The organism is Streptomyces sp. NPDC004610 (assembly GCF_040609715.1).
Lineage (GTDB): Bacteria > Actinomycetota > Actinomycetes > Streptomycetales > Streptomycetaceae > Streptomyces.
Genome location: NZ_JBEXLA010000002.1, coordinates 143,099 through 169,982, shown reverse-complemented (window position 1 = coordinate 169,982; position 26,884 = coordinate 143,099). Strand labels below are relative to the sequence as shown.

Below are 26,884 nucleotides of genomic sequence, written 5' to 3'. Positions count from 1 at the left end.
AGCCCCTTCGGCTGACGACTTGGAGGGGGATCATCTCACTCGCCCGGCCCGCACCGGCCGGGTACGCGGAGCGGCCCCGCCACCGGCGAGTTCACCGATGGCGGAGCCGACAGCCACGCTCCGGTCGGGCCCGCCCCTAGACCCGATCCGCCACAATCAGCAAATACTGGAAACTCCCGTTCCTGTACGCGTCCAAGAACGCGTCCTCGATCCCCGTCACCAAATGCTCCGCCTCCTTGCGCAGCTCCCAGTACGGGATCGTCGCCGCGGTGAGGTCCTCGACGTGGACCGGGACCAGGCGGTTGTGGGACATCGCGCGGAAGTACTCCGACCTGGGGTGGATGTCGCAGATGTAGTGCGCGTTGATCTGCGAGACCTCGCGGGACGCGCGCCCGTAGGTGTCGTTGTAGCAGCCGGTGATCGTGACGTACCGGCCGCCGCGGCGCAGCAGGCGGGCGTGTTCGGCGAAGAGGAGTTCGAGTTCGACGTACATCGTGGACTCGTTGTTCCAGGACGCCGCGTACGCGCCGGTCTCGAAGCCGGTGTCCAGCATGTTGCGGTGGTGGTAGCGGACCTTGCCGTCGACACCCCGTTTCCGGGCCATCTCGTTGGCGAACTCGTACTGCTTGGTGGAGATGGTGACGCCGTCGGTGTGGCAGCCGTAGCGCAGGTTGGCGACGATCGAGCCGCCGCCGCGCCCGCAGCCGGCGTCGAAGACGCGGTCGGCGGGGGTCAGCGGGCCGAGGTGGGAGGCGAGCAGTTCGGCCTGGGCGTGTTCCAGGCGGTGCAGCTCGGTGGTGATTCGTTCCTTCCGAAGGGCCGCGTCGGGCTCGTCCAGCACCGAGCGGTCCGCCGCGCCGATGCCGTAGTGATGGTGGTACAGGTCATCGATCTTGCCGAGTTCGAGATTGACCGGGTTCTCCTCGGCGTTCCAGTAGTCCGCGACCCGCGTCTGGTAGACGGTCTGGGTCGGGATCTGGATCGAGGCGGCGGTCGCTTCACGGGCAGTTGTCAACGATGACTCCTCTGGACATTCCGGGCACCCCTGGCGCCGCGAGGGCGCAGGGGGGCCACGGGTGATGGTGTTTCGGGGTGGTCTGGTCGGGTCGCCGGGGTGCGGCTACCAGTAGTCGGGCAGGTGGTAGCGGGCGGTGTTGGTGGCGTGCCACTCGTGGTTGCCGGCCACCCAGGCCGCCAGGCCCTCGGCATAGCGCGCGACGACGGGGGACGTGGCGGCCAGCACCGTCGACTCCTCCTCGAAGGCGTCCATGATCTGGTTGTGGATGTCGACGGACCTCAGATACGCGTTCTTCAGTCCGCGGCCGTCGTTCGCCGCGACCACCTGCGGCAGATTGAGGTGGTCGGGGTCGCTCGCCAGTTCCTTGGTGAAGGAGTAGAGGTCGTTCACCAGGGTGGTGGCGTTGCTGGCCAGTGCCGTGATGCGCTGGATCTCGGGGCGGGCGTACACCGGTTCGGGCAGTTCATAGCCGTCCACGGCGTCCACCAGGGACAGACACGGGCGGAAGTTGTTGAACTGGCGCATCACCAGGTACTCCCAGATCCGCGGCATGTACCGCGTCTCCATCCAGGCGGCCTCGGCCAGATAGCCCATGTGGAGGCGGGACATGTCGTGGACGAAGCGATTCGTCTGGCCCGGCGTGGCGAATCCCGCGTACTCCGCGAGGGCGTGATGATACGAGCGCAGCGGGCCGTCGGCGTCGATGCCCGCCCGCCACTCGGCCTGGAGCTCCGGGACGCCGTGGTACGGGTCGAGCGCGGACTGCGCGATGATCAGCGGACCGCCCAGACCCCGGCGCGAGCCGCCACGCCCCTCGTCCTCCTCGCAGTAGCAGGAGTCCACCAGGTTCTCGGCGAGCAGCAGTTGGCCCGCGGCGGTGAGCCGGTCCAGGTCGAGGGCGCCGGGGTGCTGGAGGACCACGGCCCGGCCGAACTGGAAGTCCGAGAAGTCGCCCGTCCAGTGGGACGGGAAGAGGTCCAGGCTCCGCGCCCATGCCTCCAGCCGGCGGTCGATCTCCGCCGCCTTCTCCGGGTCGGCGGGCGCGACCTGCCGGTGCCGCAGCCCCGGCACCACACCGGTACGCCGGGAGGACGCCGGCCGCAGACCCGCGGCGATGCTCGGCGGCCCGGGGAGCGTATAGGAGGTGGTGGAAGGGGTGGAGGGGGTGGAGGGGGTGGGCTCAGTGGCCGAGAGAGGTACGGGGGGCGCCGGGGACATCAGGGATGCAAGGGATACAGGAGATGTGGGAAGTACCGGAGATACCGGGGGCACCGGGGACACCGGAGTTGCAAGGGATACAGGGGTCTCCATAACGGCTTCCGCTCCCGGCTCAGTCCGCGGTCCGGCCCAGCTGGACATGTTCCAGGACCCCCGCCGCGTCGGGTACGAGGATGGCCAGCGAGTAGTACGCCGTGACCAGGTAGTTGATGACGGCCTGCTCGTTGACGCCCATGAAGCGGACGTTCAGGCCCGGCTGGAACTCCTCCGGGATGCCCGTGGGGTACAGGCCGACGACCCCCTGGTCGGCCTCGCCGGTGCGCAGCGCGATGATGCTGGTGGTGTGGTCGTCGCTGATCGGGATCTTGCCGCAGGGCAGGACCGGGACCCCGCGCCAGGCCGGGACCTCATGGCCGTCGAGGTTCGCGGTGCCGGGGACCAGACCGCGCCGGTTGCACTGGCGGAAGAACGCGGCGATGGCCTTCGGGTGGGCGAGGAAGACCTTGGTCTTGCGGCGCATGGAGAGCAGTTCGTCCATGTCGTCCGGGGTGGGCGGGCCGGTGAAGGTGCTGATGCGCTGGCCGTAGTCGATGTTGTGCAGCAGGCCGAACTCGCGGTTGTTGACCAGCTCCCACTCCTGGCGCTCGCGGATCTCCTCGACCGTCAGACGCAGCTGCTGCTGGGTCTGGTCCATGGGGTCGTTGTAGAGGTCGGCGACGCGGGAGTGGACGCGCAGGACGGTCTGGGTGAGGGAGAGTTCGTATTCGCGGGGGTTGAGTTCGTAGTCGACGAAGCCGCCCTGGATGGTCGGCTCACCGACATGCCCGGCCTGGACGGGGACCTCGGCCTCGCCCTTGCGGTTGGCGGGCCTGCTCTGCCGCTCGCTGTACGCCGCCAGCTGCGCGGCGAGGGACGGGGCGCGCTCGGTGAGGGAGCGGATGGCGCTCCATGGCAGGGCGAGGACGACGCCCGCGGTGTCGGCCCGTACGGAGCTGGGCCAGAGCGGGTCGGTGCGGCCGGCCACCTCGTCGCCCAGCTGGCCCCCGGCGGTGACGGTGCCGAGGATCTCCTCCTCGCCGTACCGGCCGCGGGTGAAGCGGGTGAAGCGGCCGTGGACGATGAGGTACGTCTCCGCCACGGGCCGGCCGGCCTCGAACAGCACCTCCCCGGCGCGCACCTCCCGGGGGCGGAAGCCCGCGGCCAGCTCCCGCAGGACGGCGGCGTCCTGGTAGCCGCGCAGGACGGGGAGTTCGGTGAGGGTCTCGGGGACGACCCTGATGTCGTCGGCGCCATTGTGCTCGAAGAGGACACGGCCGCGGCCGGTGCGGAGCTGGAGTCGGCGGTTGACCCGGTAGGTGCCGCCCTTCACATCCACCCAGGGCAGCGACTTCAGCAGCCATCGTGAGGTGATGGCCTGCATCTGGGGCTGGGACTTGGTGGTGGTGGTGAGCCGGCGGGCCGCCTGAGTGCTCAGGCTGGTCGGCTGCCGCTCGGGGGCGGGGACGGGCTCTTCGACGACGGAACCGGTGGCGCTGCCCGGTGTGGACACATGCCCTCCAGCGAGGCGGGAGTAGAGGCGGAGACAAAGGGGGCGGGAGTAAAGGGGGTGAGGGGGCGGGGGTGAGGGGGCGGGAACCAGGAGTAAGGGCGGTGGGTGAGCGCGGGGCGTGAAAGGAAGGGGAGAGGAGTGAGCCGGTGGTGCGCGCTCCGCACAGACAGCCAAACAGGTCGGACGATCATCGGGTAAGGCGCGAAAGAGGGCGCATCGCGCGCGGGGTGCGCAAACCCACCTCTTGCGTCACACCACCGGCGCGCGCCGCGGTTCACGCCCCTTTGCCACTCCGCTCATGGGTTTCACACCCTTCCCTTCACCCGTACGAGTGCATCGACTCACCCGTACGGGTGGCTCGACGCCTTTCTCCGGCGCCTCTCGGTGATGCTCTAGGGAGAGGTGCGCGGAGCGACCCCTCCCCCGGGGGCCGGTCCGCGCCGCCCGCCCCCCGCCCAGGCGGCTCGCCGCCACCACCCCCCTGTCCTCACCTCCCCCGCCTCCCCCACCACCCCCCACAGTGATATGCGTCACTTTCCGGCCGCCGCCTTCCCGCCATACCGCCCGCTTCGCCCCGCCCGCCCCCTCCGCACCCTTCGCCACACCCGCCTCTCCCTTCCCTCGCTCCAGCAGGTCAGCGCGGGCGGGAGGGTCGGGGCGGGTGGGTGCCGGAAATCGGGCGGTGGGCGCCCGGTGCGCGCAACGGCAAGCGACGATCTGTCAAAAGGGCTGTGTAAGGGGTGTGTTGAACATGCGTTTAGACCCCGAACAGGGGCTCTTTGGAGCACATGTGCGGTGGTAGCATTCCGGCGTTCGCGACCTTGATCCACTCGGGTCGGGCGCCATTTCGAAGTCGGCCGGCTCGCCGTGCACAGCGGTCACGCGGTGCCATGCGGTGCCACGCGGCAGTGCCACGCAGTTCCTGGGGGATGGCTGCGGATCATCGCGAGGTGAGTCGGGCCGATGTCTGCTGCCACGCGCCGGGAAAGGTTTCCATGATTCGAGACGTGCTCATATGGTGCCTGGCTGCCCTCGCGGCCATAGCCGTCGCCGCGGCCGTCGTGCTGTATGTACGCAACAGAGCCGTGGGGGTGAAGCGGGGGCAGCTCGAAGCCGCGCTGACGCAGTTGCACGGCGACTCGGAGAACGAGATCCAGCGGTTGCGGGGCGAGGTCTACAAGCTCCGCCAGGAGCAGGACGACGTCATCAGCGAGGCCGAGCGCTCCGCCGAGGACCGGACCAAGGCCGTGCTCAAGGGCGCGGCGCGGTTCCTGCAGAGCCTCGCCGCCGAGCAGACGACCGTCCTCGATGACATCCAGCGCAAGTACGGCGGGCACTCGGTGCTCGCCGATCTGCTCGACGTGCACCACGCCAACGCGCAGATGGCGCGCAAGGCGCAGGGCATCGCGGTGATGTGCGGGGCGCCGATCGGGCGCCGGCCGCGGCCCGCGAGCGTGTACGACGTGGTGCGCAGCGCCCAGGGACAGATCCGTAACTTCCAGCGGGTCGAGATCATGCAGCACAGCGGGATCGCGCTGAAGGCCGCCGCGGTCGCGCCGGTCGCGCTGACCGTCGCCGAACTGCTCGACAACGCCGCCAGCTTCTCCCAGCAGGACGCCCCGATCGAGGTCACCTTCCAGCGGGTCCAGAACAGCGTCTGCATCGTGATCGACGACGCCGGTGTCGGCATGAACGACGAGGACCGGCAGTCCGCCAGCATGCTGCTCGCCGGGGACGATCTGCCCCGGCTCTCGCAGCTCGGCAACCAGCCCAAGTTCGGCTTCCCCGTCATCGGTCTGCTCGCCCGTCAGCACGGATTCAATGTCGATGTCACCGGTGTCTCCCGGTACGGCGGTGTCCGCGCCGTCGTCCGACTGCCCGAGGAGCTGTGGACCATGGAGGAGACAGTCCCGCCGGCCGGCCATGAGAACCACAGCAACGAGGCGCCGGTCAGCAGTATCCGCCCGCACACCGAGGTACCGCGCATCGGCGGCCGTACCGCCCATGGGCTGCCCAAGCGCGGGGCGCGCAAGGCGCCGCTGGCCGGGTTCGGCGATGCCAATGGCGGTGGCGGTGAGGCGTCCGCGCCGCGGCGTGGGCTGTCCGGTGGCCGTGGGCTGGGCGCGTTCCAGCGCGGTTCGATGTCCGGCCGCGACCTCTCCGCTCCGTCGCCCGAAGGGTCCGAAGACGTATGACCACTGCTGACCTGTCGTGGATGGTCAAGGACATCGTGGCCAACGTGCCGCGGGCGCGGCACGCCGTGGTGCTCTCGGCCGACGGTCTGCCACGCGGGGCCACCGACGGGCTGACCGAGCGGGATGTGCGGGCGGTGTCCGCGGCCATGGCCGGGATGCAGTCGCTCAGCCGGGCGGCGGCCGGCTTCGCCGGTCCCGCGGACGTGGTGCGCTGGAACCAGACCATCGTGGAGTTCGCGCACGGCTGGATCTTTCTGATCGCCGCCGGTGACGGGGCCTATCTGGCCGCCGCCGCCGACCCCGATGTCGACATCGAGCAGATCTCGTACCGGATGAACCGGCTGGTGGCGCGGCTCGGGGACAGTCTGACCTCGGCGCCCCGGGTGGACCCCGGGGATCTGCTGCGCCAGGACGGCGAGCGGGCGCTGCACGACGGCACGGGCGGTCCGGCGTTCGTGATCCCGGAGCTGGACAAGGCCATCGCCGAGGTGCGGGGCGCGCGGCACGCCGTACTGCTGGGGATCAACGGGCTGCCCCGGGGCGCGTCCTCGGGGATGGGCCAGGACCTGGCCGACCGGATCGCGGCGGCCATGATGGGCCTGCACGCCTACAGCCGGGCCACCTCGCCGTTCACCGGCGGGCTGGAGGACCCGCGGTGGCGGCAGACGGTGATCGAGTTCCAGCACGGCTGGGTCTTTCTGATCGCCGCGGGCGACGGCGCCTATCTGGCGGCGTCCGCCGAGCACGACTGTGACATCGAGGAGTTCACCACTCGGCTACAGGACGTGGTGCCCGCCCTGACCGGGGCATCGCGGGGAGGGACGGTCGGACATGCATGACGATCCGGATCTGGAGATCGAGCTGACCTCCGATTTAGTTCCTCTGTTCGTGATCACCAAGGGGCGTTCGCTGCCGCCGGAGCACGAGTACGGGCACACCACGCTCGTCACCGCGAAGGAGGGGGCGCCGGCCGCGGCCCGCACCCTGTCACCGGAGGCGCGTCAGGTCATGGACCTGGTGGCCAACGGGTTCCTGTCCGTCGCGGAGGTGGCGGCGCACACCCGGCTGCCGGTGGGGATCGTACGGATCCTGCTCGCGCAGATGGACGACGCGGGGCTGATTCTCGTCCGGCCGCCCATACCGCGGGCCGAGCGACCCGACCGCGAACTGCTCAGCGCTGTCATCAGTGGCCTGCAGACGAAATTCGGAGCCTGACCCTTGTCCGTGTACCTGGAACCCAATGTCTCCCACGCGGTGAAGATCCTCATCGTGGGTCATTTCGGCGTGGGCAAGACCACCTGTATCGGCTCCATCTCCGAGATTCCGCCGCTGCAGACCGAGGAAGAGATCACCGAGGCCAGTGTCGGCGTCGACGACCTGTCGGGCACGCCGGACAAGAAGACCACCACCGTGGCCATGGACTTCGGCCGGCTGACCCTGAGCGACCAGCTGGTCCTCTATCTCTTCGGTACGCCGGGACAAGAGCGTTTCAAGGAGATGTGGGAGGAGCTGTCGCGGGGCGCGCTCGGCGCCCTGGTGCTGGTCGACCCGGAGCGGCTGCACGAGAGCTTCGCGGTGCTGGACCTGGTCGAGCAGTTCGGTCTGACGTACGCGATCGGCGTCAACCGCTTCGACGGCACGCCGGACTATCCGTACGAGGAGGTCCGCGAGGCGCTGAACCTCTCCCGTGACACCCCGATCGTGCACTGCGATGTGCGCGACGAGCAGTCGTCGGCCCAGGCGCTCATCGCGCTGGTGAAACACCTCATGTCCATCCTCGGCTAGGAGCCAGGCATGCAGCACCACCATCACGACATACCGCCCGGTTGCCCCGCGCACGCGACCCACCGGCTGTACGGGCCGGAGTTCGGCGCCGACCCGGAAGGGCACTACGCCCATCTGCGCGCCCTCGGCCCCAGCGCGTCCGTCGACATCGCCCCGGACGTCCAGGTCGAGCTGGTCACCGGGTACGACGACGCGCTGTCCATCCTCCAGCACCCGGAGCTGTTCGTCCGGGACTCGCGGCGCTGGAACGCGCTGCGGGAGGGCCGGGTGCCGCAGGACAGCCCGGCGCTGCCGATGATGGGCTACCGGCCCAACGCGCTGTTCGCCGACGGGGCGGCGCACGCCCGGCTGCGGCAGGCGGTCACCGACTCGCTGGCCACGGTCAACGAACTCCAGCTGGCCCGGCAGGTGCAGCAGTCCGCCGACTATCTGATCAGCGTGTTCAGCACGCGGGGTCAGGCGGAGCTGATGGCGGACTACGCGGGGCCGCTGCCGCTGCTGGTGTTCAGCGATCTGTTCGGCTGCACCCGGGAGATCGGTGACCGGGTGATCGTCGGCACCACGGGCATCTTCGAGGGCACCCCGGGTGCCGATGAGGTGCTGGGCGGGGCGCTGGCCGAGCTGATCGCGCTGAAGCGGCGCACCCCGGGCCCGGACCTGACCACCCGTCTGATGCTGCACCCGGCGGGCCTGACGGACGAGGAGGTGCTGCACCAGCTCGTCACCCTCCTCTCCGGCGGCACCACCCCCACCGCGGCGACCATCGGCACCAGCACCGCGCTGTATCTCAGCGAGGACTGGCAGGTCGGTCTGCCGGTGGAGGACGCGGTCGCCAAGACCCTGTGGAACTACGCGCCGATCGCCAACTACGCGGCGCACTACCCGGTCCAGGACGTCGATCTGGGCGGGCGGATCCTGCGCGAGAACGACCCGGTGCTGGTCTCCTTCGCGGCGGCCAACACCGACCCCAAGCTCAGTGAGCACCGGGAGCAGCTCAGCGCCAAGGCGCATCTGGCGTTCGGCGCCGGGCCGCACGCCTGCCCGGCGAAGGATCCGGCGTTCATGATCGCGGTGAAGGCGGTGGAGACGCTCTCCAACCGGCTGCCGGACATCGAGATGCGGGTGGCGTTCAAGGAGCTGGCGTGGGTGCCGGCGCCGTGGAGCCGTTCGCTGGTGACGCTGCCGGTGCGGTTCAGCCCGCGGACCCTTCAGTCGGCGGCGCAGAGCGCCGCGCGCTCCCGGTCGGCGGAGGCGGCGGCGCCTCGTCCGGCGGGGTCGGGGCCTCGTCCGGCGGCGTCGGCTGCGGGCAAGCAGGGCCTGTTCAGCCGGTTCCTGGCATGGACCAGGGGAGAGTGATCCAGGTAACCGAATAAGAGCACCGTGTTATTGGATGCTTCAAACACCACCCGGGTATGCATGACGGCTGTGCTCAGAAAGGGGCCGTCATCGTGAGGACCGTCGCGACTCCGTCCGACCGCAGAGCCACCCTCTCCCTCTTCACCCGTCTCCGCTCGGCGCAGGGCCAGGAGGATCCCTTCCCGTTGTACGCCGAACTACGATCGCTGGGATCGGTCGCCCCCGCACCCTGGGGTGGACTGCTCGTGACCAGCTTTGACCTGTGTGACCAGATTCTGCGCAGCCCCGCCTGGCTGGAGCCCGACAAGCGCTGGCGGGAGAAGCAGGGGCCGCGCACCCGGTGGAGCGCGCCGTCGTCGCGTGAGATCAGCAGTACGCTGCCGGCCCTCAACCCGCCGGACCACACCCGGGTCCGGCAGGCGGCCGGCACCTTCGACCGGGGCACGATCCAGGGGCTGGGCCCGATGGTCACCGAGGTGACCGACCGGCTCCTGGACACCCTGGCGGAGCGAATACGCGACGGCGGCGAGGCCGACTTCGCCGCCCTCGTCGGGGAGGAACTCCCCGTCGCCACGATCGGGAACTGGCTCGCGCTGCCCGAGGCCGACTGGCCCCGGCTGCGCGAGCTGACCCATGACCAGGTCTATACCCAGGAACTCCTCCCCACGGCCAGTCAGCTGGCCCGCTCGGACGCGGCGATGGCCGAGCTACGCGCGTATTTCCTGGACCTGGTCCGGGAGCGGCGCACCCGGCTGGCCGACGATCCGGTCTCCCGCTGGATCCGCAAGTGGGACACCATGGAACCGACGGACCAGTCCAAAGCAGATGAAGGCGTCTATTTCCTGGCCCTGTTCATGCTGCTGGCGGCCCTGGAGACCACCGCCACCCTGCTGTCCACGATGATCCTGCGTCTGGTCGAGGCCCCGGAGCGGTGGGAGGAACTCGCCGACCGCCCCGAACTGGCCCCGGCCTTCATCGAGGAGAGCCTGCGCTACGACGCCCCCACCCATGTCATCAGCCGGGTCGCCGCCCATGACCAGGTGCTGCGGGGCACGGAGGTGACCCGGGACCAGATGGTCCATCTGATGGTGGGCGCCGCGCACCGGGACGCCGAACGGCACCCGGACCCCGAGCGGTTCGACATCCACCGCAAGCCGGCGCATCTCGCCTTCAGCGCCGGGATCCACTACTGCCTCGGGGCGCCGCTCGCCCGGCTGGAGGCCGAGACCCTGCTCCGCCGACTGGTCACCCGCCTGCCCCGCCTGACCCTGGTGCGCCGCCCGACGATGGCACCGCGCCGGGTCGTCTTCCGGCGGCTGATGAACCTGGATGTAGCCCTGGCATGAACCCAACACCCACCCTGCCCGCCTCCATGACCTCACCGGCGCCGCCGCCCGTGACGCCGGTCGGTGTCACCCAGGACGGCCCCGTCCTCCATCTCCGTCTCAACCCCTCCGCCGCCCCCGACGACTCCCTCGGCGTCGCCGCCATCGACGCCCTCACCTCCGTCCTCGACTCCCTCCACGACCGCCCCGACATCCGGGTCCTGGTCCTGTCCTCCCAGGGCACGGACTTCTGCCTGGGCGCCGACCGGCACGAGTACCGGGACGCCCTCACCGCCGACCCCTCCGGGGCGACCCTGCGCCGGGTCGCCGACAAGGCGCACCGGCTGTGCCAGGCCCTGGAGAACACCCACGCCGTGACCGTCGCCCGGCTGCACGGCAAGGTCGTCGGCGCGGGCCTCGCCCTCGCCTCCTACTGCGACCTCCGGGCCGGCGCCGACACCACCCGGTTCCGGATGCCGGAGGTCGGCATCGGTCTGCCGCCGGCCTGGGGCGGCGCGATGGGCCGGCTGATCTCGGAGATGGGCGCCGCCCGGATCCGCGAACTGATGCTCACCAGCGAACCGTTCGACGCCCCCACGGCCCACCGCCTCGGCCTGCTCCACAAGGTGGCCCCCGTGGAATCCCTGGACGCCACGATCACCGCCTGGACCCGCCCCCTGCTCCGCCGCTCCCCCGAAGCACTCGTCCTGACCAAACGCATGCTGACGGGCTACGCACGGGCGGACCGAGCGTCGGACACCTCACTGCTGGACGCACATCTGCTGACGTCGATGCTGACCTCCGGGCCGGGGGTGACCTGACCGGACACAATGTCGCGGGGGAACCATGAGACATCGCTGGAGGAAATACCGCTGTACGGGTGGGGAAGAGCGCCGCCGGGCTTAGCGCCTTGCGGCGCTTTTTCCTGTGCGGGCCCCGTGTTCGGGGCGCGAGGGGGAACAGCCCGGAAATCGTCTGGCGGGGTCCGGGCGGCGCGGTGTTAGCGTGGTGCCTTTCGACCGAGCGTGATCACTTTCCGACCCGACCGAGGGAGCGAGTGCTCATGATTAGGCCATGGGAAGCCGATCCGGCCACCGCCTTCAAGCGACGACTGGGGAAATCGCCCCAGGACTTGGGGGTCACCACCGACAACTCCGACTGCCCCGACATCTGGGAGCTGGAGAACGGGGACATCGCCGTCGTGGGCCGGGATCTCACCGCCTCCCTGGGTGACAGGCTGCCGCCCGGGGTCTCCGTCGGGGCGGACGAACGGCTGGTCGTCATCCCGAGGAGCATGCTCATCGCGGCGAAGCCGGACATCCCGGCGGTCTGACGGATCTCCCCACGCGGTACGGACCGGTCAGGCGGAGCGTTTGCGCGGTGCCGCCTTCTTCGCCGGGGTCTGTTTCGCCGTGGGCTTCTTGGTGGTCGATTTCGCTGTCGATTTCGCTGTCGTCTTCGACGTTGTCCTCGCCGTCGACTTCTTCTCGGCCGCCGACTTCGTGGTCTTCTTCGCCGCCGCAGCCGGCTTCGTGGTCTTCTTGGCCGTCGACTTCTTCGTGCCGGTTTCCTTGGGGGTGGCGGGGGATGTCCTGCGGCGGGGCAAGGGGTGGACCTCGGCCTTTTCGCCGCGGGACTGCTTCGCCGCGCGGACGCTGCTCTCCAGGGCCGCCATCAGGTCGAGGACCTTGCCGCCGGAGGCGGGCTCGGGGAGGGACGGTGGGGCCTCGCCGGCCGCCTTCGCGGCGATGACCTCCTCGACGGCCTCGCGGTACTCGTCGTGGAGGTCGTCCAGGTCGACCTCGCCGAGGGTGTCCATCAGGGCGTCCGCCAGGTCCAGTTCCTGGTCGCGGACGGTGACGGAGGCGTCGGGGGCCACGCCTTCCGGGGCGCGGACCTCGTCCGGCCAGAGCAGGCCGTGCATGGCGATGACATCGTCGATCACCCGGAGCATGCCGAGCCGCTCCCGGCCGCGCAGGGCGAACTTGGCGATGGCCACCTTGTTGCTGCGTTTGAGGGCCTCCCGCAGCAGGGTGTACGGCTTCGCCGCGGGGGTGCCGCTCGCGGCGAGGTAGTAGGCGGAGCCCATCTGGAGGGGGTCGATACGGTCGGCGGGGACGAAGGCGACGATCTCGATCGTCTTGGCGGTGGGGATGGGGAGCTGGGCGAGGTCCTCGTCCGTGATCGGGATGACCGTGCCGTCCGCGTCCTCGTAGCCCTTGCCGATCTCCGCCTGGCTGACCTCGCGGTCCTCCAGCTCGCAGAACTTGCGGTAGCGGATCCGGCCGCCGTCCTCGGTGTGGATCTGGCGGAAGGAGATCGAGTGGCTCTCGGTCGCGTTCACCAGCTTGATCGGAATGCTGACCAGCCCGAAGGAGATCGCTCCGTTCCATATGGATCGCACGGTCGGCACCTTTCGCAGGCCGGACGGGAGGACGACCGGACGGGCGGGGGGGGATCCCCGGCCGTCCGGTATCGCCGGTTTTGTGTGATTCTCATGGTATGACGCCGATCACCGAGGTGGCCGGGCGGCGGCTCTCGCTCAGCAATCTGGAGAAGGTGCTGTATCCGGCGACCGGGTTCACCAAGGGCGAGCTGCTGCACTACTACGCCACCGTCGCCGAGGTGCTGCTGCCGCATCTGCGCGACCGTCCGGTGTCCTTTCTGCGCTATCCGGACGGGCCGGACGGCCAGGTCTTCTTCACCAAGAACGTGCCGCCGGGTACGCCCGAATGGGTCACCACGGCCCAGGTGCCCCGGTCCGAGGGGCCCGCGCGGATGGTGCTGGTGCAGGATCTGCCGTCGCTGATGTGGGCCGCCAATCTCGTCACCGAATTTCATACGCCGCAGTGGGTGATCGGAACGCCCGGGGTCGCCGACCGGCTGGTGTTCGATCTGGATCCGGGGGCGCCGGCGACGGTCGTCGAGTGCTGCGAGGTCGCGCTGTGGCTGCGTGCGCGGCTCGCCGGGGACGGGATCGAGGCGTACGCCAAGACCTCCGGGGCGAAGGGGCTGCATCTGGTGGCGGCCGTCACCGGGGAGTCCGGGGAGGTCTCCGCGTACGCGAAGGCGGTCGCCGTCGAGGCCGAACGGGCGCTTCCGGGGCTGGTGGTGCACCGGATGACCCGGAGTCTGCGGCCGGGGAAGGTCTTCGTCGACTGGAGTCAGAACGCCGCCCGCAAGACCACCGCCACGCCCTACACCCTGCGGGCACGGGAGTCTGAGACCGTGTCCGCGCCGGTGACCTGGGAGGAGGTGGCGGGGTGTGCGGGGGCGGAGGAGCTGGTGTTCCGGGCGGGGGAGGTGGTGGGGAGGGTCGGGGAGTACGGGGATCTGATGGCGGGGGTGGTGGGGGTGGAGGGGGTCGCGGTGCCTCTGCCTTGAGGTGCGCGGCTCCGCCGGCCCCCCGGCTGCCGCTCACACCCTCGCCCACGTCCTCCGGTCCCTCGCCATCGCGTGCAGGGCCTCCACGTCCGCCGGTTTCAGGGTGCCGCCCTGGCGGGCCAGGTGGTCCAGTTCCAGATCGGTGAGGACACGGACGCCCCTCGGGGGCGCGGTGACGGTCAGCCGCGCCGGGGACACCACCACCAGCACCGCCCGCACCTCCGCCGTCAGGGCGTGGGACGCGCGGGACGCGTCCGACCGGACCCGGTGGAGGAGGGGGACGGGATCGTGGCGGCCCCAGGTGATCAGAGGGTCGGCGACCCGGATCCGCCGGCGGCGGGCGGGCAGGGTGTGGACGGCGAACAAGCCCGCCGGGCCGATCGCCAGATGGTGCAGCCGGTCGCCGCCGGGGAGCGGGACGGAGTGGAGGGTGTGCCAGCCGGCGCCGTCGAGCCGGTCCAGGGCGTCGCCGACCGTTTGCTCCGCCTCCAGGGCCCGGCGGCGCGGGTCGGTGCGCAGCCGGGCGGGCGGGGCCGGGTCGCGGTCCAGGGCGATGAGCAGGGCCTCGCCGGGGCGGTTGGGGGCGAGGTCGTCGTCGGGGTGGAGGGAGAGCCGGGCCAGTTCGGCGGGGTTCGGCACCGGTGGGGGGCCCACGGTGATCCGGCCGGTCAGATAGGGGGCCAGCGCGGTGAGGACCGCGTCCGTCTCGTCCTCGCTCAGCAGATTGACCCGGGCCGCGTCACGGTCGTACCAGGCCACCTTCCGGCCGTCCGGGAGACAGACGTACAGGCGTTCCTGTCCGTGGTGCGCCGCCGGTACGACCCGCAGTCGTCTCATGTGCCCTCACCCCCCGACCATGGGACCAGGCGGGGTGCTGCACGGGCAAGAACCCGGCTACCTTGGACAGGAGCGGGGACGACGTGGTGGGGAGGCTCCGGTGCGTAGCGGCGGGCGGGAATCCGACGTACCCACACCCGAGACCCCGTGGAGCGAGATCGTGCCCGGCCTGTGGATGGGCGGGCATGAGTTCCGGGGGCGTTCGGGGCAGATCGGGGCCGCGGTGGTGCGCGGTGAGTTCGATCTCGTACAGACACTGCTGCGGTTGCCCGGGCACGGGCCCGATCCGGGGGTGGAGCACCAGGTGTGGCCCATCCCGGACGGGCCGCTGGACGGCACCCAGCTCGCCGGGGTCATCCGGATGGCGCGGGCCACCGCCGACGCGCTGGACGCGGGCCGTACGGTGCTGGTGCGCTGCTTCCACGGCTACAACCGCTCCGGGCTGGTGGTGGCCCAGGCCCTCACCCATCAGGGGCACTCCCCCGACCGGGCCATCCGGCTGATCCGGGCCCGGCGCTCGCCCTGGGCGCTGCACAACGATCTGTTCGTGGAGTACATGCGGACGGGACTGACGACGGTACGGCTCCTGGAGGAGCTGGCCGAGTAGGCGAATAGGGTGTACCGGGCAACAGTCCATCGATCCGTCCGATTCGATCCATCCTGTCCAATTCATCCGATTCGATCATCCTCGCCCTCGCACCCCCACCCCCCCCATACCCACCCCCCACCCGCCCAGGAGTGCCGTGTCCCTCCGCCGTGCCCCCGGCGTTCTCGCCACCGCCCTTCTGCTGCTCGGCGGGGCGACCGCCTGCGGTGACGCCGGGGAGCTGCGGGACGCCGGGACCGCGCCCACCGCCAGCAGCCCCGAGCGGCTCTGGCCCGAGCTGGCCCCGGCCACCTCCCCGGCGTTCCCCCTGGAGGAGACCGACCGGGAGGTCGTCCAGGGTGTCCTGCCGCCCGGCGACGATCTGCGCGAGGTCGACCCCGCCGCCCTGGTCGACGCGGAGATCGCCGCGCATCCCGAGGACTACACGGCCGCGAAGGCCCCGTACCGGCAGACCGCCGAGCGGATGGACGCGTGCGGCCAGGAGGGGGACGACGGTCGGGAGCGGTGTCCGGTGCTCAGCTCCTACTACCGGGATCTGACCGGCGACGGCCGCGCGGAGCTGACCCTCGGCTTCCGGTTGCTGCCGGGCGGGCTGACCGCCGTACGGATCTACACCGTCGAGGACCACCGGGTCGTCCGGGTGATGTCCTGGGACGACGCCTTCCGCTCGGCGGAGCTGGCCGAGCGGGCGCTGATCATGCGGCTGCCGTCGGACGTGCCCGGCTACGACTACCGGCTCCAGTGGACCTGGGACGCCCAGCAGCGGACGATGCTGCTCACCCATGACGAGATGGTCCGCACCGGGGCCGGTCCCACCCCGACGCCGTCCGCGAGCCACCGGTGATCCGGCTGCCGCAGTGGGCCGGCACCCTCGGGGCGAAGGCGGCGCTGTTCATCACGGTGATGTGCTGTGCGCTGGCCGCGCTGCTGGGCATCCTGGTGCATGTCTCGGTCACCCACCAGACCGTCGGCCAGGCCCGTGAACTGGCGCTGTCCCGGCTGGCCGACTCGACCCGGACCTATGAGACCGGCGGCACCCCGCTGCCCGGCGCGGCCATCGACCCGCAGGGGCTGCCGGCGCCGCTGCGCGAGCTGGCCGCGGCCGGGAAGCGCGGCACGATGGTCGCCGACCACCGCGGCCACCCCACGATGTGGGCGGCGGGCCCGGCGGAGGGCGGGCGGGCGCTGGCCGTACGCGTCGACTACGCCCAGCAGGCCCGCACCATCGACGCCCTCGACCAGGCCATCGTCTGGTCCTCGGCGCTGGCGATCGGGGCGACGCTGCTGGTGGGGGCGTTCGCGGTGACCCGGGTGACCCGGCGGCTGCACACCACCGCGCGGGTGGCCCGGCGGATCAGCGCGGGCGATCTGGACGCCCGGGTGAACGACCCGCGCACCAAGGACCCGTCCCGGCCGCGGGACGAGGTCGCCACGGTGGCCGCCGCCCTGGACTCCATGGCGGGCTCGCTCCAGAGCAAGCTCCAGAGCGAGCAGCGGTTCACCGCGGATGTGGCGCACGAGCTGCGCACCCCGCTGACCGGGCTGCACGCGGCGGCGGAACTGCTGCCGCCGGGGCGGCCGACGGAGCTGGTGCGCGACCGGGTGCGGGCGCTGCGGACGCTGACCGAGGATCTGCTGGAGATCTCCCGGCTGGACACCGGGCGCGAGCTGCTCGATCTGACCACCGAGGAACTGGGCGCGCTGGCCGGGCGGGTGGCACGGGCCGCGGGCGGCGGCACCGAGATCGAGGTGGTGCGGGACACGGCGGTACGGACGGACCGGCGGCGGCTGGAGCGGGTGCTCGGCAATCTGGTCGCCAACGCCCACCGGCACGCGCGTCCGCCGGTGGTGCTGACGGTCGACGGCCCGGTGGTGACCGTACGGGACCACGGGGACGGCTATCCGGACTATCTGGTCGCGCACGGGCCGCAGCGGTTCCGGACGGAGGGCGGGGCCACCGGGCACGGGCTCGGTCTGACCATCGCGCTCGGGCAGTCGGAGGTGCTGGGGGCGCGGCTGGAGTTCGCCAACGCGGGGGAGGGGGGCGGGGCGGTGGCTCGGCTGACCTTGCCGGTGGCTCCGCCGGGAGGGACGCCGGGGGGTTAGGGGGCAGGCTCAGGCTCCGCCGGGGAGGTAGGGGCGGGCTCAGGCTCCGCCGGGAGGGACGCCGGGGAGTGCGGGGCGCCGCTCCGATGGGGGTATGTGACGGGCGGTGGCGCGGGAGTGAACCTAGCGTGGCCGTAGGCGGCTGTCCGCCACGTCACCCCAGTTCACGGAGGTCCTCATGTCCCTGCGCCCCCGCTCCCCGCTCACCCGTCTCGCCATAGCCACCGCCGCCGGTGCGCTGCTTGCCGGAACGGTGGCCGCGGTACCGGCCGTCGCCGACGAGCACGACGACGGCAGCAGCAGCTACAGCCGGCAGGACGAAGGCCGGTACGAGGACGGCCGGTACGACGAAGGCCGCGAGCACGAGTCGCGCGGGCACTACCGGGGGCGGGTCACCGCGGACCGGCTGCTGCTGCGCAGCGCGCCGAACCGGGGCAGCCGGGTGATCCGGTCCGTGCACCGGGGGGAGATCGTGTCCATCTACTGCAAGACGTCCGGGCAGCGGATCGACGGGAATCCGTTGTGGTATCTGCTGACGGACGGGACGTGGGCCTGGGGGTCGGCGCGGTACATCTCCAATATCGGGGCGGCTCCACGGTGGTGCTAGCCGCACGGGGGCGGGTGTGGTTTGGGTTGGGTTTCGGCTGACCCTGCGTGGGGGCTGGTCGCGCAGTTCCTCGCGCCCCTAAAAGACTGGGCGCTGCCTCACCGTGCGTCAGACAGAGCCCAACTTGCACCTTTTGGATAGGTTCCCGGCATGAGTAAGGCGGCCGGGAGTGTTGTGGGGATCGTCGGGGTCGAGCTGGCGCTGATCGTTCTCGCCGTGCTGCTGTCGGTGTGCGGCTACTGCGCGGTCGGCCTGGCCCGGACCGGGGCCGTGCCACCCGGCGCCATGGGCTACGGCGCCGGGCTGGGCGCGCTCGCGCTGCTGGCGCATATCGCCGTACGGCGGCGGGCACCGTACGCGGACCCGCTGCCGCTGCCGATCGGCGTGCTGCTCAACGGGCTCGGGCTGGTCCTCATCTACCGGCTCGACCTCGACACCCCGGGCGACCGGGCCGCGCCCGCCCAGCTGGTGTGGTCCACGCTCGGGGTGGCGCTGTTCATCGTCGTCGTCCTCGCGCTGCGCGATCACCGGGTGCTCCAGCGGTACGCATACCTCTGTGTCGCCACCGCGCTCGCGCTGCTGATCCTGCCGATCCTGTTCCCCGCGGTGAACGGGGCCCGGATCTGGATCCGGATCGCCGGGTTCTCCATCCAGCCCGGTGAGTTCGCGAAGGTGCTGCTGGCCGTCTTCTTCGCGGCCTATCTCGCCGCCAACCGGGCCGCGCTGACGCACGCCGGGCGCCAGATCTGGCGGTTCCGGCGCCTTCAGCTGCCGACCGGGCGGGTGCTCGGGCCGGTGCTGGCGATCTGGCTGCTGAGTGTCGGGGTGCTGGTCCTGGAGCGGGACCTCGGGACCTCGCTGCTGTTCTTCGGGCTCTTCGTCGTCATGCTGTACGCCGCCACCGGACGGATCGGCTGGATCGCCGTCGGGCTGACGCTCGCCGCGTTCGGGGCGGTCGCGGTCGGGCGGCTGGAGCCGCATGTGGCCGCCCGGATCCAGGACTGGCTGCACCCGTTCGCGTCGATCGAGGCCGGGCAGGGGCCGAACCAGCTCGCCCAGTCGCTGTTCGCGTTCGCGGCGGGCGGGCTGCTGGGCACCGGGCTCGGGCTCGGCCACTCCCCCCTCATCGGCTTCGCCGTCAAGTCCGACTTCGTCCTCGCCACCGCCGGTGAGGAACTGGGCCTGGCCGGACTCTCCGCCGTCTTCCTGCTGTACGCGCTGCTGGTGGAGCGGGGCTTCCGGGCCGGGCTCGCGCTGCGCGACCCCTTCGGGCGGCTGCTGGCGGTGGGGCTGGCGTCGCTGATCGCGCTCCAGGTGTTCGTGATCGCGGGCGGGGTGACCGGGCTGATCCCGCTCACCGGCATGGCGATGCCGTTCCTGGCGCAGGGCGGTTCGTCGGTGGTCGCCAACTGGGTGGTCGTGGCCCTCCTCATCCGGCTGAGCGACTCGGCCCGCAGACCGTACGAGGACGAGGATGACGACGAGAACTACGAGGACGACGACGGCATCGGCGCGCGGCTGGCCCGGCGGGAGTCCGCCCGATGACCCGGCACGTACGGCACGCGGCCGTCTTCTGCGCTCTCCTGCTGGTCGCCCTGCTGGTCAACGCCACCCGCGTCCAGGTCTTCGAGTCCCGCTCCTACGACGGCAACCCGGCCAACCGGCGCGGGGTCATCGCCCGCTACGGCCAGCCGCGCGGTGACATCCTGGTCGGCGGCCAGCCCGTCACCGGCTCGGTGGACACCCGCGAGCAGCTCCGCTACGAGCGGACGTACGCGCACGGCCCGCTCTACGCGCCCGTCACCGGCTTCGCCTCCCAGGAGTACGGCACCACGCTGCTGGAGCACGCCGAGGACGGGGTGCTCTCGGGCACCGACCCGATGCTCACCCCGTTCCCGCTCTGGAACGACCTCGCGCGCAGCCGCGCCACCGGCGGTGACGTCGTCACCACCCTCGACCCGGCCGCGCAACGGGCCGCGTACAAGGGGCTGGGCGCCCGCAAGGGCGCGGTCGCGGCGGTGGAACCGGCCACCGGGCGGATCCTGGCGCTGGTGTCGACCCCGTCGTACGACCCGGCCGTGCTGTCCGGGAACGGGCCCGAGGTGACCCGGGCGTGGGAGCGGCTGAACGGGGACCGGGAGAAACCGATGCTCAACCGGGCGGTACGGCAGACGTATCCGCCGGGGTCGACGTTCAAGGTGGTGACCGCGGCGGCGGCGCTGGACGCGGGGGTGATCACGGATCTGGACGCGCCGACCGACTCCCCCGCCCCCTACACCCTCCCCGGCACCACCACGACCCTCACCAATGAGTCCGAGGGCTGCGCGGACGCCACACTGCGGGAGGCGTTCCAGTGGTCCTGCAACACCGTGTTCGCCAAGCTCGGCGCTGACACCGGGGTGGCGGCCATGACGGCGACGGCGGAGGCGTTCGGCTTCAACGACCCGGGGGTGCGGATCCCCTTCTCCGTCGCCCCGTCCACCTTCGACACGACCGTCGACCGCGCGCAGCTCGCGCTGTCCTCCATCGGGCAGTACAACACCCGCGCCACCCCGCTCCAGATGGCGATGGTCTCGGCGGCGGTCGCGAACAACGGGCAACTGCGCACCCCGTACCTGGTGGAACGTACGACGACCGGCGACGGCAGCCTCCTCGGCACGGGCGGGGCAGGCGCCCGGCCCCCGTCCCGGCAGGCGATGCGCCCGCTGACCGCGCTGCGGATGCGGGAGCTGATGCGGGACGTGGTGGAGGAGGGCACCGGCTCCAACGCGGCGATCCGGGGCGCGGTCGTCGGCGGCAAGACCGGCACCGCGCAGCACGGCGTGGACAACACCGGCACCCCTTACGCCTGGTTCGTCTCCTGGGCCCAGGGCAAGGGCGACTACGAACCGACGGTGGCGGTGGCGGTGGTGGTCGAGGACGCGGCGGGCGAGCGGGGCCGGGTCAGCGGCAACGGGGTGGCGGCGCCGATCGCCCGGGGGGTGATGGAGGCGGTGCTGGGCGACCGGCCTCGGGGGCGGGGTGCGGGGAGGCCCGGGTGATGAGACGGGCGGGGCGGGGGGAGGCGTAGGTGATGGGACCGGCGGGGCGCCGGGAGGCGCAGGTCGTGAGACGGGCGGGGCGCCGGGAGGCGCAGGTCGTGAGACGGGCGGGGCGCCGGGAGGCGCAGGTGATGAGACGAGCGGGGCGCGGAGAGGCTCAGGTCGTGAGACGGGCGGGGCGCCGGGAAGCGCAGATGATGAAACAGGCGGGCCGCCGGGAAGCCCAGGTGATGAGACGAACGGCCCACCGGGAGACCCAGGTCATGAAACGAACGGCCCACCGGGAGACCCAGGTCATGAAACGAACGGCCCGCCGGAAAGCCCAGGTCGTGAGACGGGGGGTGGACCGGACAGGGCCCCCGACCTACCGTTCGGTGATGACAGCCTCCGTCGCGTACGAACTCGCCCAGGTCAACATCGCCCGCCTCAAGGCCCCGCTGGACTCCCCGCAGCTCAAGGACTTCGTCGACGCCCTCGACCCGGTGAACGCGGACGCGGAGGCCGCGGACGGTTTCGTCTGGCGCCTGAAGGACGACAGCGGCGACGCCACCGACGTACCGGTCTTCGGCGACGACTGGCTGATCATCAACCTGACCGTCTGGCGGGACACCAACGCCCTGACCGCGTACATGTACCAGGGACGGCACCGGGAGATGCTGGCCCGGCGCAGGGAGTGGTTCGAGAAGCTGCGGGAGGCGGCCACCGCGCTGTGGTGGGTGCCGGCCGGGCACCGGCCCACGGTGGCCGAGGCCGAGTCCCGGCTGCTGCATCTGCGCACCAACGGCCCGACGCCGTACGCCTTCACCCTGCGCACCTCGTACCCGCCCCAGGGGGCGGAGCCGGTGCGGTTCGAGGTGCCGGAGGAGCTGGGGTGCTGAGGCCGGGCGGGGGCGGCGGGCCGACGGGGGGCTGACGGGGGGGGTCGGCTTCCCGCAGGGCCGGGGGGGGTGCCAGGTCCTCGGGGAACCCGCGCACCGCGCACCGCGTCCTCCTCCCGGGTGCCGTGAGCCGGGCGCCAGGGCGGAGGGAGCTGAGCGGTGGGTATCGGGGACTTCATCAGCGACATCACCCCGGACGTCGTCGAGGACGCGGTCGAGGACGGTGCCGAATGGGTCGGCAACCGCGTGGAGGACGCGGGGAACTGGACCGCCGACCGGCTCCAGGACGTCGGCTGGGAGTCCGGTGCCGACTGGGTGCGCGAGCAGTCCCGCTCCCTCGCCAACCGGATGGGCGCCGAGGTCGATGAGCTGGATCTCGGGCAGACCGAGGACAAGACCCGGCTGATCCACGGCAGCCCCGGCAAGATCACCTCCGTCGCCGATCAGCTCAGCGCGTTCCGGGCCGCCTTCGACAGCGCCGGGGACGGGCTGCGGGGCCTCGACTCCTCCCGGCTCACGGGCGAGGCCGCCGACGCGCTGCGGGCCGCCCTGCGCACCCAGCCGCCCCAGTGGTGGAAAGCGGCGGACGCCTGCGCCGAGGCCGTCGGCGCGCTCGACTCGTTCGCGGGGACGGTCACCTGGGCCCAGGGGCAGGCGCAGACGGCCATCGACACCTGGAAGGAGGGCGTCAAGGCGTCCGAGGACGCGGCCGACGCCCACCGCCGCAAGGTCGACGCCTTCAACAGCGCCGTGGACCGCTACAACGCGCTGCCCGCCGACCGCCGCGACCCGACCTGCCTCCCGCCGCGCCCCGCCGACACCTTCGACGACCCCGGCCGACGCCTGATGCAGCAGGCGCAGGACCTCCTCGCCGAGGCCCGCCGCCAGCGGAACGCCGCCGCCGAGACCGCGCGGGAGGCCATCCGCGCCGCCCGCGACCTGGCCCCCGAGAAGCCGTCCTACGCGCAGCAGGCGATGGACGGCCTCGGTGAACTGCGCGTCATGGGCGACCATTTCGGCGCCGGGATCCTCAAGGGCGCCGCCGGCATCGTGAACTTCGTCCGCGCCGTCAACCCGCTCGACCCGTACAACCTCACCCACCCCGCCGAGTACGCCACCAGCCTCAACAGCCTCGCCTCAGGGCTGCTGCTGGCCGCCAACGACCCCATCGGCACGGGCAGCCAGATGCTGAACACGTTCATGAAGGACCCCGCCGAGGGCGTCGGGCGGCTGATTCCCGATGTGGCCCTGACGCTGGCCACCGGAGGCGGCGGGGCGGTGGTGCGCGGGGTGCGCATCGCCGAGGAGGCCGCGGACGCGGCCCGGCTGCGGCGGCTGCTCGACGAGAGCCTCGAGGGCGCCGCCGACCGCCCGGACCACCGCCGCACCAGCGACGGCTCCGACCCCGTCGACCTCGCCACCGGCCGGATGTATCTGCCGCAGACCGATGTGGACATCCCGGGCATCCTGCCGCTCGTCTTCACCCGCCGCACCGAGTCCGGCCTCGCCACCGGCCGTTTCCTCGGCCCGGCCTGGTCGTCGACGGTCGACGAGCGGCTGACGGTCGACGCGGTCGGCGTCCTGCACAGCACGGCGGACGGGCTGCTGCTGCCGTACCCGCACCCCGCGCCCGGCGCCCCCACCCGCTCCTGGTCACCCGGCACCCGGCCCCTCCTCGCCCGGGACGCCGACGGCCACTACACCCTCACCGACCCGGACACGGGCCTGGTCCGGCACTTCACCGCCCCGGCCGGGGCCGAACCCGGCGGCGACGGCACCGCCTGGCTCACCGCCCTCACCGCACGCGGCGGCCACCGCGTCACCCTCGACCGCGCCGAGGACGGGCTCCCGCTCGCGCTCGTCCACTCGGCGGGCCACGCCATCCGCCTCACCACCGCCGGGGGCCGGGTGACCGCCCTCACCGCGACCGCCCCCGACGGCACCGAACAACCCCTGATCGGCTACGGCTACGGGGGCGAGACCGGCCACGGGGACAGCGGGGAGCGGGCTCGGGAGGAGGACGGCGGCGTGGACCTCGTCACCGTCACCCGCCCCTCCGGCGCCACCACCGTCTTCCGCTACGACGACCACCACCGCGTCACCTCCTGGACCGACTCCAACGGCCACCGCTACGACTACGCCTACGACGACCGGGACCGCGTCGTCGCCGAGGGCGGCGAGGCCAGGCATGTGGCGATCACCCTCGACTACACCGAACCCGACCCGGAGACCGGCCACCGCACGACCGTCCTGACCACCGCGGACGGACGCGCCACCCGCCATCTCGTCGGCCCCGGCTGCCGGATCCTCGCCACCACCGACGCCCTCGGCCGCACCACCCGCTTCCACCACGACCGGGCCGGTCGGCTCCTCTCGCGCACCGACCCGCTCGGCGCCACCACCGCCTTCACCCACGACGACGAGGGCCGGCTCCTCACCGCGACCCGCCCGGACGGCACCCGGCTGACGGTGACGCGCGGCCCGTTCGGGCTGCCGACGCGGATCGTCGGCCCGGACGGCGCCGCCACCACCTACGCCTACGACGAGCGGGGCAACCGTACGGCCGTCACCGATCCGCTCGGCCACACCACCCGCACCACCCACGACGACGGGGGCAGGCTCACTTCGGTCACCGACGCCCTCGGACTCACCACCGGGGTGGTGTGCGACGCCGCCGGGCTGACGGTGGCGGTCACCGACCCGTCCGACGCGGTCACCCGCACCGAGCGGGACCTGCTCGGCCGCCCGGTCCGGGTCACCGACCCCACCGGCGCGGTGACCCGGCTCACCTGGGACGCGGACGGCAACCTCGCCCGCCGCACCGCCCCCGGCGGCGCGAGCGAGTCATGGACGTACGACGGCGAGGGCAACTGCCTGACCCACACCGACCCCGCGGGCGGGGTGACCCGCCACACCTACACCCACTTCGACCTCCCGCTGACCACCACCCGCCCGGACGGCGGCCGGTACGCCTTCGAGCACGACCAGGATCTGCGGCTCACCCAGGTCACCGATCCACGCGGCCTGACCTGGAACTACACCTACGACGCGGTGGGTGGCACCGTCGCCGAGACCGACTTCGACGGCCGTACCCTCACCTACCGGCTCGACGCCGCCGGCCGGCTGCTGGAGCGCACCGACGCCCTCGGCGGGACGGTCGCCTTCACCCGGGACCGGCTCGGCCAGGTCACCACCAAGACCGTCGACGGCCGCCGGGTCACCCGCTACGCCCACGACCCGGCAGGCCGCCTCCTGGAGGCCGTCGGACCCGAGAGCGAGCTGCGCTACCAGTACGACCGCCGGGGCCTGGTCAAGACCGAACTGGTCGACGGCCGCGCGATCTCCTACGCCTACGACGCGCTCGGCCGCCGCGTCCGCCGCACCACCCCGACCGGCCATGTCACCACCTACGCCTACGACAGCGACGGTCACCGCTCCCGGCTCACCAGCGGCGGCCGGACCATCGACTTCACCCATGACGCCACCGGCCGCGAACTCACCCGCGTCATCGCCGACTCGCTCACCCTCACCTCCGCCTGGGACGCGGCGGGCCGCCTCGCCGCCCGGCACCTACGGGCCGGCGGAGCCCGGGAGATCACCGGCCGCGCCTACACCTACCGCGCGGACGGCCATCTGCGCTCCGTCACCGACCAGGTCTCCGGCGCCACCCGCACCTTCGACCTCGACCCGCTCGGCCGGGTCACCGCCGTGCACGCCCCCGGCTGGAGCGAGCGCTACGCCTACGACGACACCGGCCGCCCCACCGACGCCGACTGGCCCGACCGGCACCCGGACGGCGGGGCGAGAGGCCCGCGCGCCTACCGCGGCACCGCCGTCACCCGCGCCGGGGACCTCCGCCTCGGGTACGACGCCCTCGGCCGTGTCACCCTGCGCCGGAAGACCCGCCTCTCCCGCAGACCCGACTCCTGGCACTACACCTGGGACAGCGAGAACCGCCTCACCTCGGTCACCACCCCGGACGGCACCCGCTGGCGCTACCGCTACGACCCGCTCGGCCGCCGCACCGCCAAGCAGCGCCTCGCCGACGACGGTTCCGTGGCCGACGAGACGCTGTTCACCTGGGACGGCCTCACCCTCTGCGAGGAGACCGGGCGGCGCCCCGGCACCCCGCACACCGTCGCCCTCACCTGGGACCACCGCGATGTCGTCCCCCTCGCCCAGACCGAGCGCCTGCTGAGCGCGGACGGCCGCCAGGAGGAGATCGACCGCCGCTTCTTCGCCATCGCCACCGATCTCGTCGGCACCCCCACCGAACTCGTCGACGAGTCCGGCGACATCGCCTGGCGCACCCGCACCACCCTGTGGGGAACCACCGCCTGGAGCCGGGACAGCAGCACCTACACCCCCCTGCGCCTCCCCGGCCAGTACTACGACCCCGAGACCGGCCTGCACCACAACGGGTTCCGCTACTACGACCCCGCGACCGGCCGCTACACCTCCCCCGACCCGCTGGGCCTGGCCCCCGCGCCCGACCCGCTCGGCTATGTGCCCAACCCGCTCACCGGATCCGACCCCCTGGGCCTGATGCCCAAATACACCAAGGAGGAGCGGGCCCTTCAGCGCAGCACCAAGGCGGCGGACGGGGTCATCGAGCGGGCCCAGGACGGCACCTTCCGCAAGCACCCCGACTACCACGGCGACACCCGGCACGGCTTCAGCGACGAACGGGTCCTGGAGATCCTGCGCAGCCCGGACGCCGTCTACCAGTCCACGGGCACCTCCGGAAACCTGGTCTTCCGCCAGGGCGAGGACATCGTGGTGACGCACGGTCCCGGCTCCCAGGCCGGTCAGGCCATCACGGCGTACGGGCCGTCCGGCGTCCGCGGCGACTCCGGCGCCGCGGCCCTCGGCGGGAAACCGACCGACCCGGGCGGGCCGGTCACCCACGAGGACATCGTGAACGGCAGAATCCCGAGCAGGGACGGTTTCATCCCACCGGCGGTACAGATCAAGTAGC

General features: G+C 72.1%; 22 protein-coding genes. 17 read left to right on the top strand and 5 right to left on the bottom strand.

Going from position 1 to position 26,884, the window contains the following annotated elements; all coding sequences use genetic code 11:
* Nucleotides 1–136: 136 nt before the first annotated feature.
* The 3 genes from ABZX40_RS02865 to ABZX40_RS02855 form a co-directional block, all read right to left on the bottom strand.
* Nucleotides 137–1,015, bottom strand: a complete 879-nt coding sequence (locus ABZX40_RS02865; RefSeq protein ID WP_355740494.1) for a geranyl diphosphate 2-C-methyltransferase — start codon at nt 1,013–1,015, stop codon at nt 137–139.
* 105 nt (nt 1,016–1,120) lie between these two features.
* Nucleotides 1,121–2,236 carry a family 2 encapsulin nanocompartment cargo protein terpene cyclase gene (locus ABZX40_RS02860; protein ID WP_355740496.1) on the bottom strand — a complete coding sequence of 372 codons (1,116 nt, stop codon included), beginning with the start codon at nt 2,234–2,236 and terminating at the stop codon, nt 1,121–1,123.
* Between the two features lie 112 nt (nt 2,237–2,348).
* Nucleotides 2,349–3,785: a family 2B encapsulin nanocompartment shell protein gene (locus tag ABZX40_RS02855; RefSeq protein WP_355740498.1), complete on the bottom strand. Its 1,437-nt coding sequence runs from the start codon at nt 3,783–3,785 to the stop codon at nt 2,349–2,351.
* A 1,013-nt stretch (nt 3,786–4,798) separates the two neighbouring features.
* On the opposite strand from ABZX40_RS02855, the gene ABZX40_RS02850 reads away from it, so the two are divergent.
* From ABZX40_RS02850 to ABZX40_RS02815, 8 genes are all read left to right on the top strand, one after another.
* On the top strand, nt 4,799–5,980 hold the full coding sequence (locus ABZX40_RS02850) for an ATP-binding protein (RefSeq protein WP_355740671.1): 1,182 nt from the start codon (nt 4,799–4,801) through the stop codon (nt 5,978–5,980).
* Between the two features lie 20 nt (nt 5,981–6,000).
* Nucleotides 6,001–6,819: a roadblock/LC7 domain-containing protein gene (locus ABZX40_RS02845; protein ID WP_355740673.1), complete on the top strand. Its 819-nt coding sequence runs from the start codon at nt 6,001–6,003 to the stop codon at nt 6,817–6,819.
* Nucleotides 6,812–7,195 carry a DUF742 domain-containing protein gene (locus tag ABZX40_RS02840; protein WP_355740500.1) on the top strand — a complete coding sequence of 128 codons (384 nt, stop codon included), beginning with the start codon at nt 6,812–6,814 and terminating at the stop codon, nt 7,193–7,195. The genes ABZX40_RS02845 and ABZX40_RS02840 overlap by 8 nt, the downstream gene beginning before the upstream one ends.
* A 9-nt stretch (nt 7,196–7,204) precedes the next feature.
* A complete protein-coding gene (locus ABZX40_RS02835) occupies nt 7,205–7,765 on the top strand; it encodes an ATP/GTP-binding protein (RefSeq protein ID WP_355740675.1) in 561 nt (186 codons plus the stop codon).
* Between the two features lie 9 nt (nt 7,766–7,774).
* On the top strand, nt 7,775–9,121 hold the full coding sequence (locus tag ABZX40_RS02830) for a cytochrome P450 (protein ID WP_355740502.1): 1,347 nt from the start codon (nt 7,775–7,777) through the stop codon (nt 9,119–9,121).
* Nucleotides 9,122–9,177: 56 nt separating this feature from the next.
* Entirely contained in the window at nt 9,178–10,467 is a 1,290-nt protein-coding gene (locus ABZX40_RS02825; protein ID WP_355740504.1) for a cytochrome P450, read from the top strand.
* A gap of 26 nt (nt 10,468–10,493) precedes the next feature.
* Nucleotides 10,494–11,267 (top strand): enoyl-CoA hydratase/isomerase family protein, encoded by a 774-nt coding sequence (locus ABZX40_RS02820; RefSeq protein WP_355740677.1) that lies wholly within the window; start codon nt 10,494–10,496, stop codon nt 11,265–11,267.
* 242 nt (nt 11,268–11,509) lie between these two features.
* A complete protein-coding gene (locus ABZX40_RS02815; RefSeq protein ID WP_355740506.1) occupies nt 11,510–11,779 on the top strand; it encodes a hypothetical protein in 270 nt (89 codons plus the stop codon).
* A 27-nt stretch (nt 11,780–11,806) separates the two neighbouring features.
* On the opposite strand, the gene ABZX40_RS02810 is transcribed toward ABZX40_RS02815, so the two are convergent.
* Nucleotides 11,807–12,850, bottom strand: a complete 1,044-nt coding sequence (locus ABZX40_RS02810) for a Ku protein (protein WP_355740508.1) — start codon at nt 12,848–12,850, stop codon at nt 11,807–11,809.
* 98 nt (nt 12,851–12,948) lie between these two features.
* On the opposite strand from ABZX40_RS02810, the gene ligD reads away from it, so the two are divergent.
* On the top strand, nt 12,949–13,830 hold the full coding sequence (gene ligD, locus ABZX40_RS02805) for a non-homologous end-joining DNA ligase (RefSeq protein WP_355740510.1): 882 nt from the start codon (nt 12,949–12,951) through the stop codon (nt 13,828–13,830).
* Between the two features lie 33 nt (nt 13,831–13,863).
* On the opposite strand, the gene ABZX40_RS02800 is transcribed toward ligD, so the two are convergent.
* Nucleotides 13,864–14,667, bottom strand: a complete 804-nt coding sequence (locus tag ABZX40_RS02800) for a nuclease-related domain-containing protein (RefSeq protein ID WP_355740512.1) — start codon at nt 14,665–14,667, stop codon at nt 13,864–13,866.
* Between the two features lie 100 nt (nt 14,668–14,767).
* Here ABZX40_RS02800 and ABZX40_RS02795 point away from each other — a divergent pair, with 100 nt between their 5' ends.
* The 8 genes from ABZX40_RS02795 (at nt 14,768) to ABZX40_RS02760 (ending at nt 26,883) form a co-directional block, all read left to right on the top strand.
* On the top strand, nt 14,768–15,274 hold the full coding sequence (locus tag ABZX40_RS02795) for a protein phosphatase (protein ID WP_355740514.1): 507 nt from the start codon (nt 14,768–14,770) through the stop codon (nt 15,272–15,274).
* 136 nt (nt 15,275–15,410) lie between these two features.
* Complete coding sequence (locus ABZX40_RS02790; RefSeq protein ID WP_355740516.1) at nt 15,411–16,118, top strand: hypothetical protein; 708 nt, start codon at nt 15,411–15,413, stop codon at nt 16,116–16,118.
* Nucleotides 16,118–17,380 carry a HAMP domain-containing sensor histidine kinase gene (locus tag ABZX40_RS02785; RefSeq protein WP_355740678.1) on the top strand — a complete coding sequence of 421 codons (1,263 nt, stop codon included), beginning with the start codon at nt 16,118–16,120 and terminating at the stop codon, nt 17,378–17,380. Before ABZX40_RS02790 ends, ABZX40_RS02785 begins: the two co-directional genes overlap by 1 nt.
* Before the next feature lie 178 nt (nt 17,381–17,558).
* Entirely contained in the window at nt 17,559–17,987 is a 429-nt protein-coding gene (locus ABZX40_RS02780; RefSeq protein ID WP_355740518.1) for an SH3 domain-containing protein, read from the top strand.
* Nucleotides 17,988–18,137: 150 nt separating this feature from the next.
* Nucleotides 18,138–19,532 carry an FtsW/RodA/SpoVE family cell cycle protein gene (locus tag ABZX40_RS02775; protein WP_355740520.1) on the top strand — a complete coding sequence of 465 codons (1,395 nt, stop codon included), beginning with the start codon at nt 18,138–18,140 and terminating at the stop codon, nt 19,530–19,532.
* Nucleotides 19,529–21,028 (top strand): penicillin-binding transpeptidase domain-containing protein, encoded by a 1,500-nt coding sequence (locus ABZX40_RS02770; protein WP_355740522.1) that lies wholly within the window; start codon nt 19,529–19,531, stop codon nt 21,026–21,028. Before ABZX40_RS02775 ends, ABZX40_RS02770 begins: the two co-directional genes overlap by 4 nt.
* Before the next feature lie 377 nt (nt 21,029–21,405).
* Complete coding sequence (locus ABZX40_RS02765) at nt 21,406–21,906, top strand: DUF3291 domain-containing protein (protein ID WP_355740524.1); 501 nt, start codon at nt 21,406–21,408, stop codon at nt 21,904–21,906.
* Between the two features lie 159 nt (nt 21,907–22,065).
* On the top strand, nt 22,066–26,883 hold the full coding sequence (locus ABZX40_RS02760) for a putative T7SS-secreted protein (RefSeq protein WP_355740526.1): 4,818 nt from the start codon (nt 22,066–22,068) through the stop codon (nt 26,881–26,883).
* Nucleotide 26,884: the final 1 nt, after the last annotated feature.

What these genes read in the sequence shown, in the direction of transcription:
- ABZX40_RS02860 (WP_355740496.1), bottom strand. Translation starts at nt 2,236, where the DNA reads ATGTCCCCGGCGCCCCCCGTACCTCTCTCGGCCACTGAGCCCACCCCC.
- ABZX40_RS02845 (WP_355740673.1), top strand. Translation starts at nt 6,001, where the DNA reads ATGGTCAAGGACATCGTGGCCAACGTGCCGCGGGCGCGGCACGCCGTG.
- ABZX40_RS02840 (WP_355740500.1), top strand. Translation starts at nt 6,812, where the DNA reads ATGCATGACGATCCGGATCTGGAGATCGAGCTGACCTCCGATTTAGTT.
- ABZX40_RS02830 (WP_355740502.1), top strand. Translation starts at nt 7,775, where the DNA reads ATGCAGCACCACCATCACGACATACCGCCCGGTTGCCCCGCGCACGCG.
- ABZX40_RS02825 (WP_355740504.1), top strand. Translation starts at nt 9,178, where the DNA reads ATGCATGACGGCTGTGCTCAGAAAGGGGCCGTCATCGTGAGGACCGTC.
- ABZX40_RS02820 (WP_355740677.1), top strand. Translation starts at nt 10,494, where the DNA reads ATGACCTCACCGGCGCCGCCGCCCGTGACGCCGGTCGGTGTCACCCAG.
- ABZX40_RS02815 (WP_355740506.1), top strand. Translation starts at nt 11,510, where the DNA reads ATGATTAGGCCATGGGAAGCCGATCCGGCCACCGCCTTCAAGCGACGA.
- ligD (WP_355740510.1), top strand. Translation starts at nt 12,949, where the DNA reads ATGACGCCGATCACCGAGGTGGCCGGGCGGCGGCTCTCGCTCAGCAAT.
- ABZX40_RS02800 (WP_355740512.1), bottom strand. Translation starts at nt 14,667, where the DNA reads ATGAGACGACTGCGGGTCGTACCGGCGGCGCACCACGGACAGGAACGC.
- ABZX40_RS02780 (WP_355740518.1), top strand. Translation starts at nt 17,559, where the DNA reads ATGTCCCTGCGCCCCCGCTCCCCGCTCACCCGTCTCGCCATAGCCACC.
- ABZX40_RS02775 (WP_355740520.1), top strand. Translation starts at nt 18,138, where the DNA reads ATGAGTAAGGCGGCCGGGAGTGTTGTGGGGATCGTCGGGGTCGAGCTG.
- ABZX40_RS02770 (WP_355740522.1), top strand. Translation starts at nt 19,529, where the DNA reads ATGACCCGGCACGTACGGCACGCGGCCGTCTTCTGCGCTCTCCTGCTG.
- ABZX40_RS02765 (WP_355740524.1), top strand. Translation starts at nt 21,406, where the DNA reads ATGACAGCCTCCGTCGCGTACGAACTCGCCCAGGTCAACATCGCCCGC.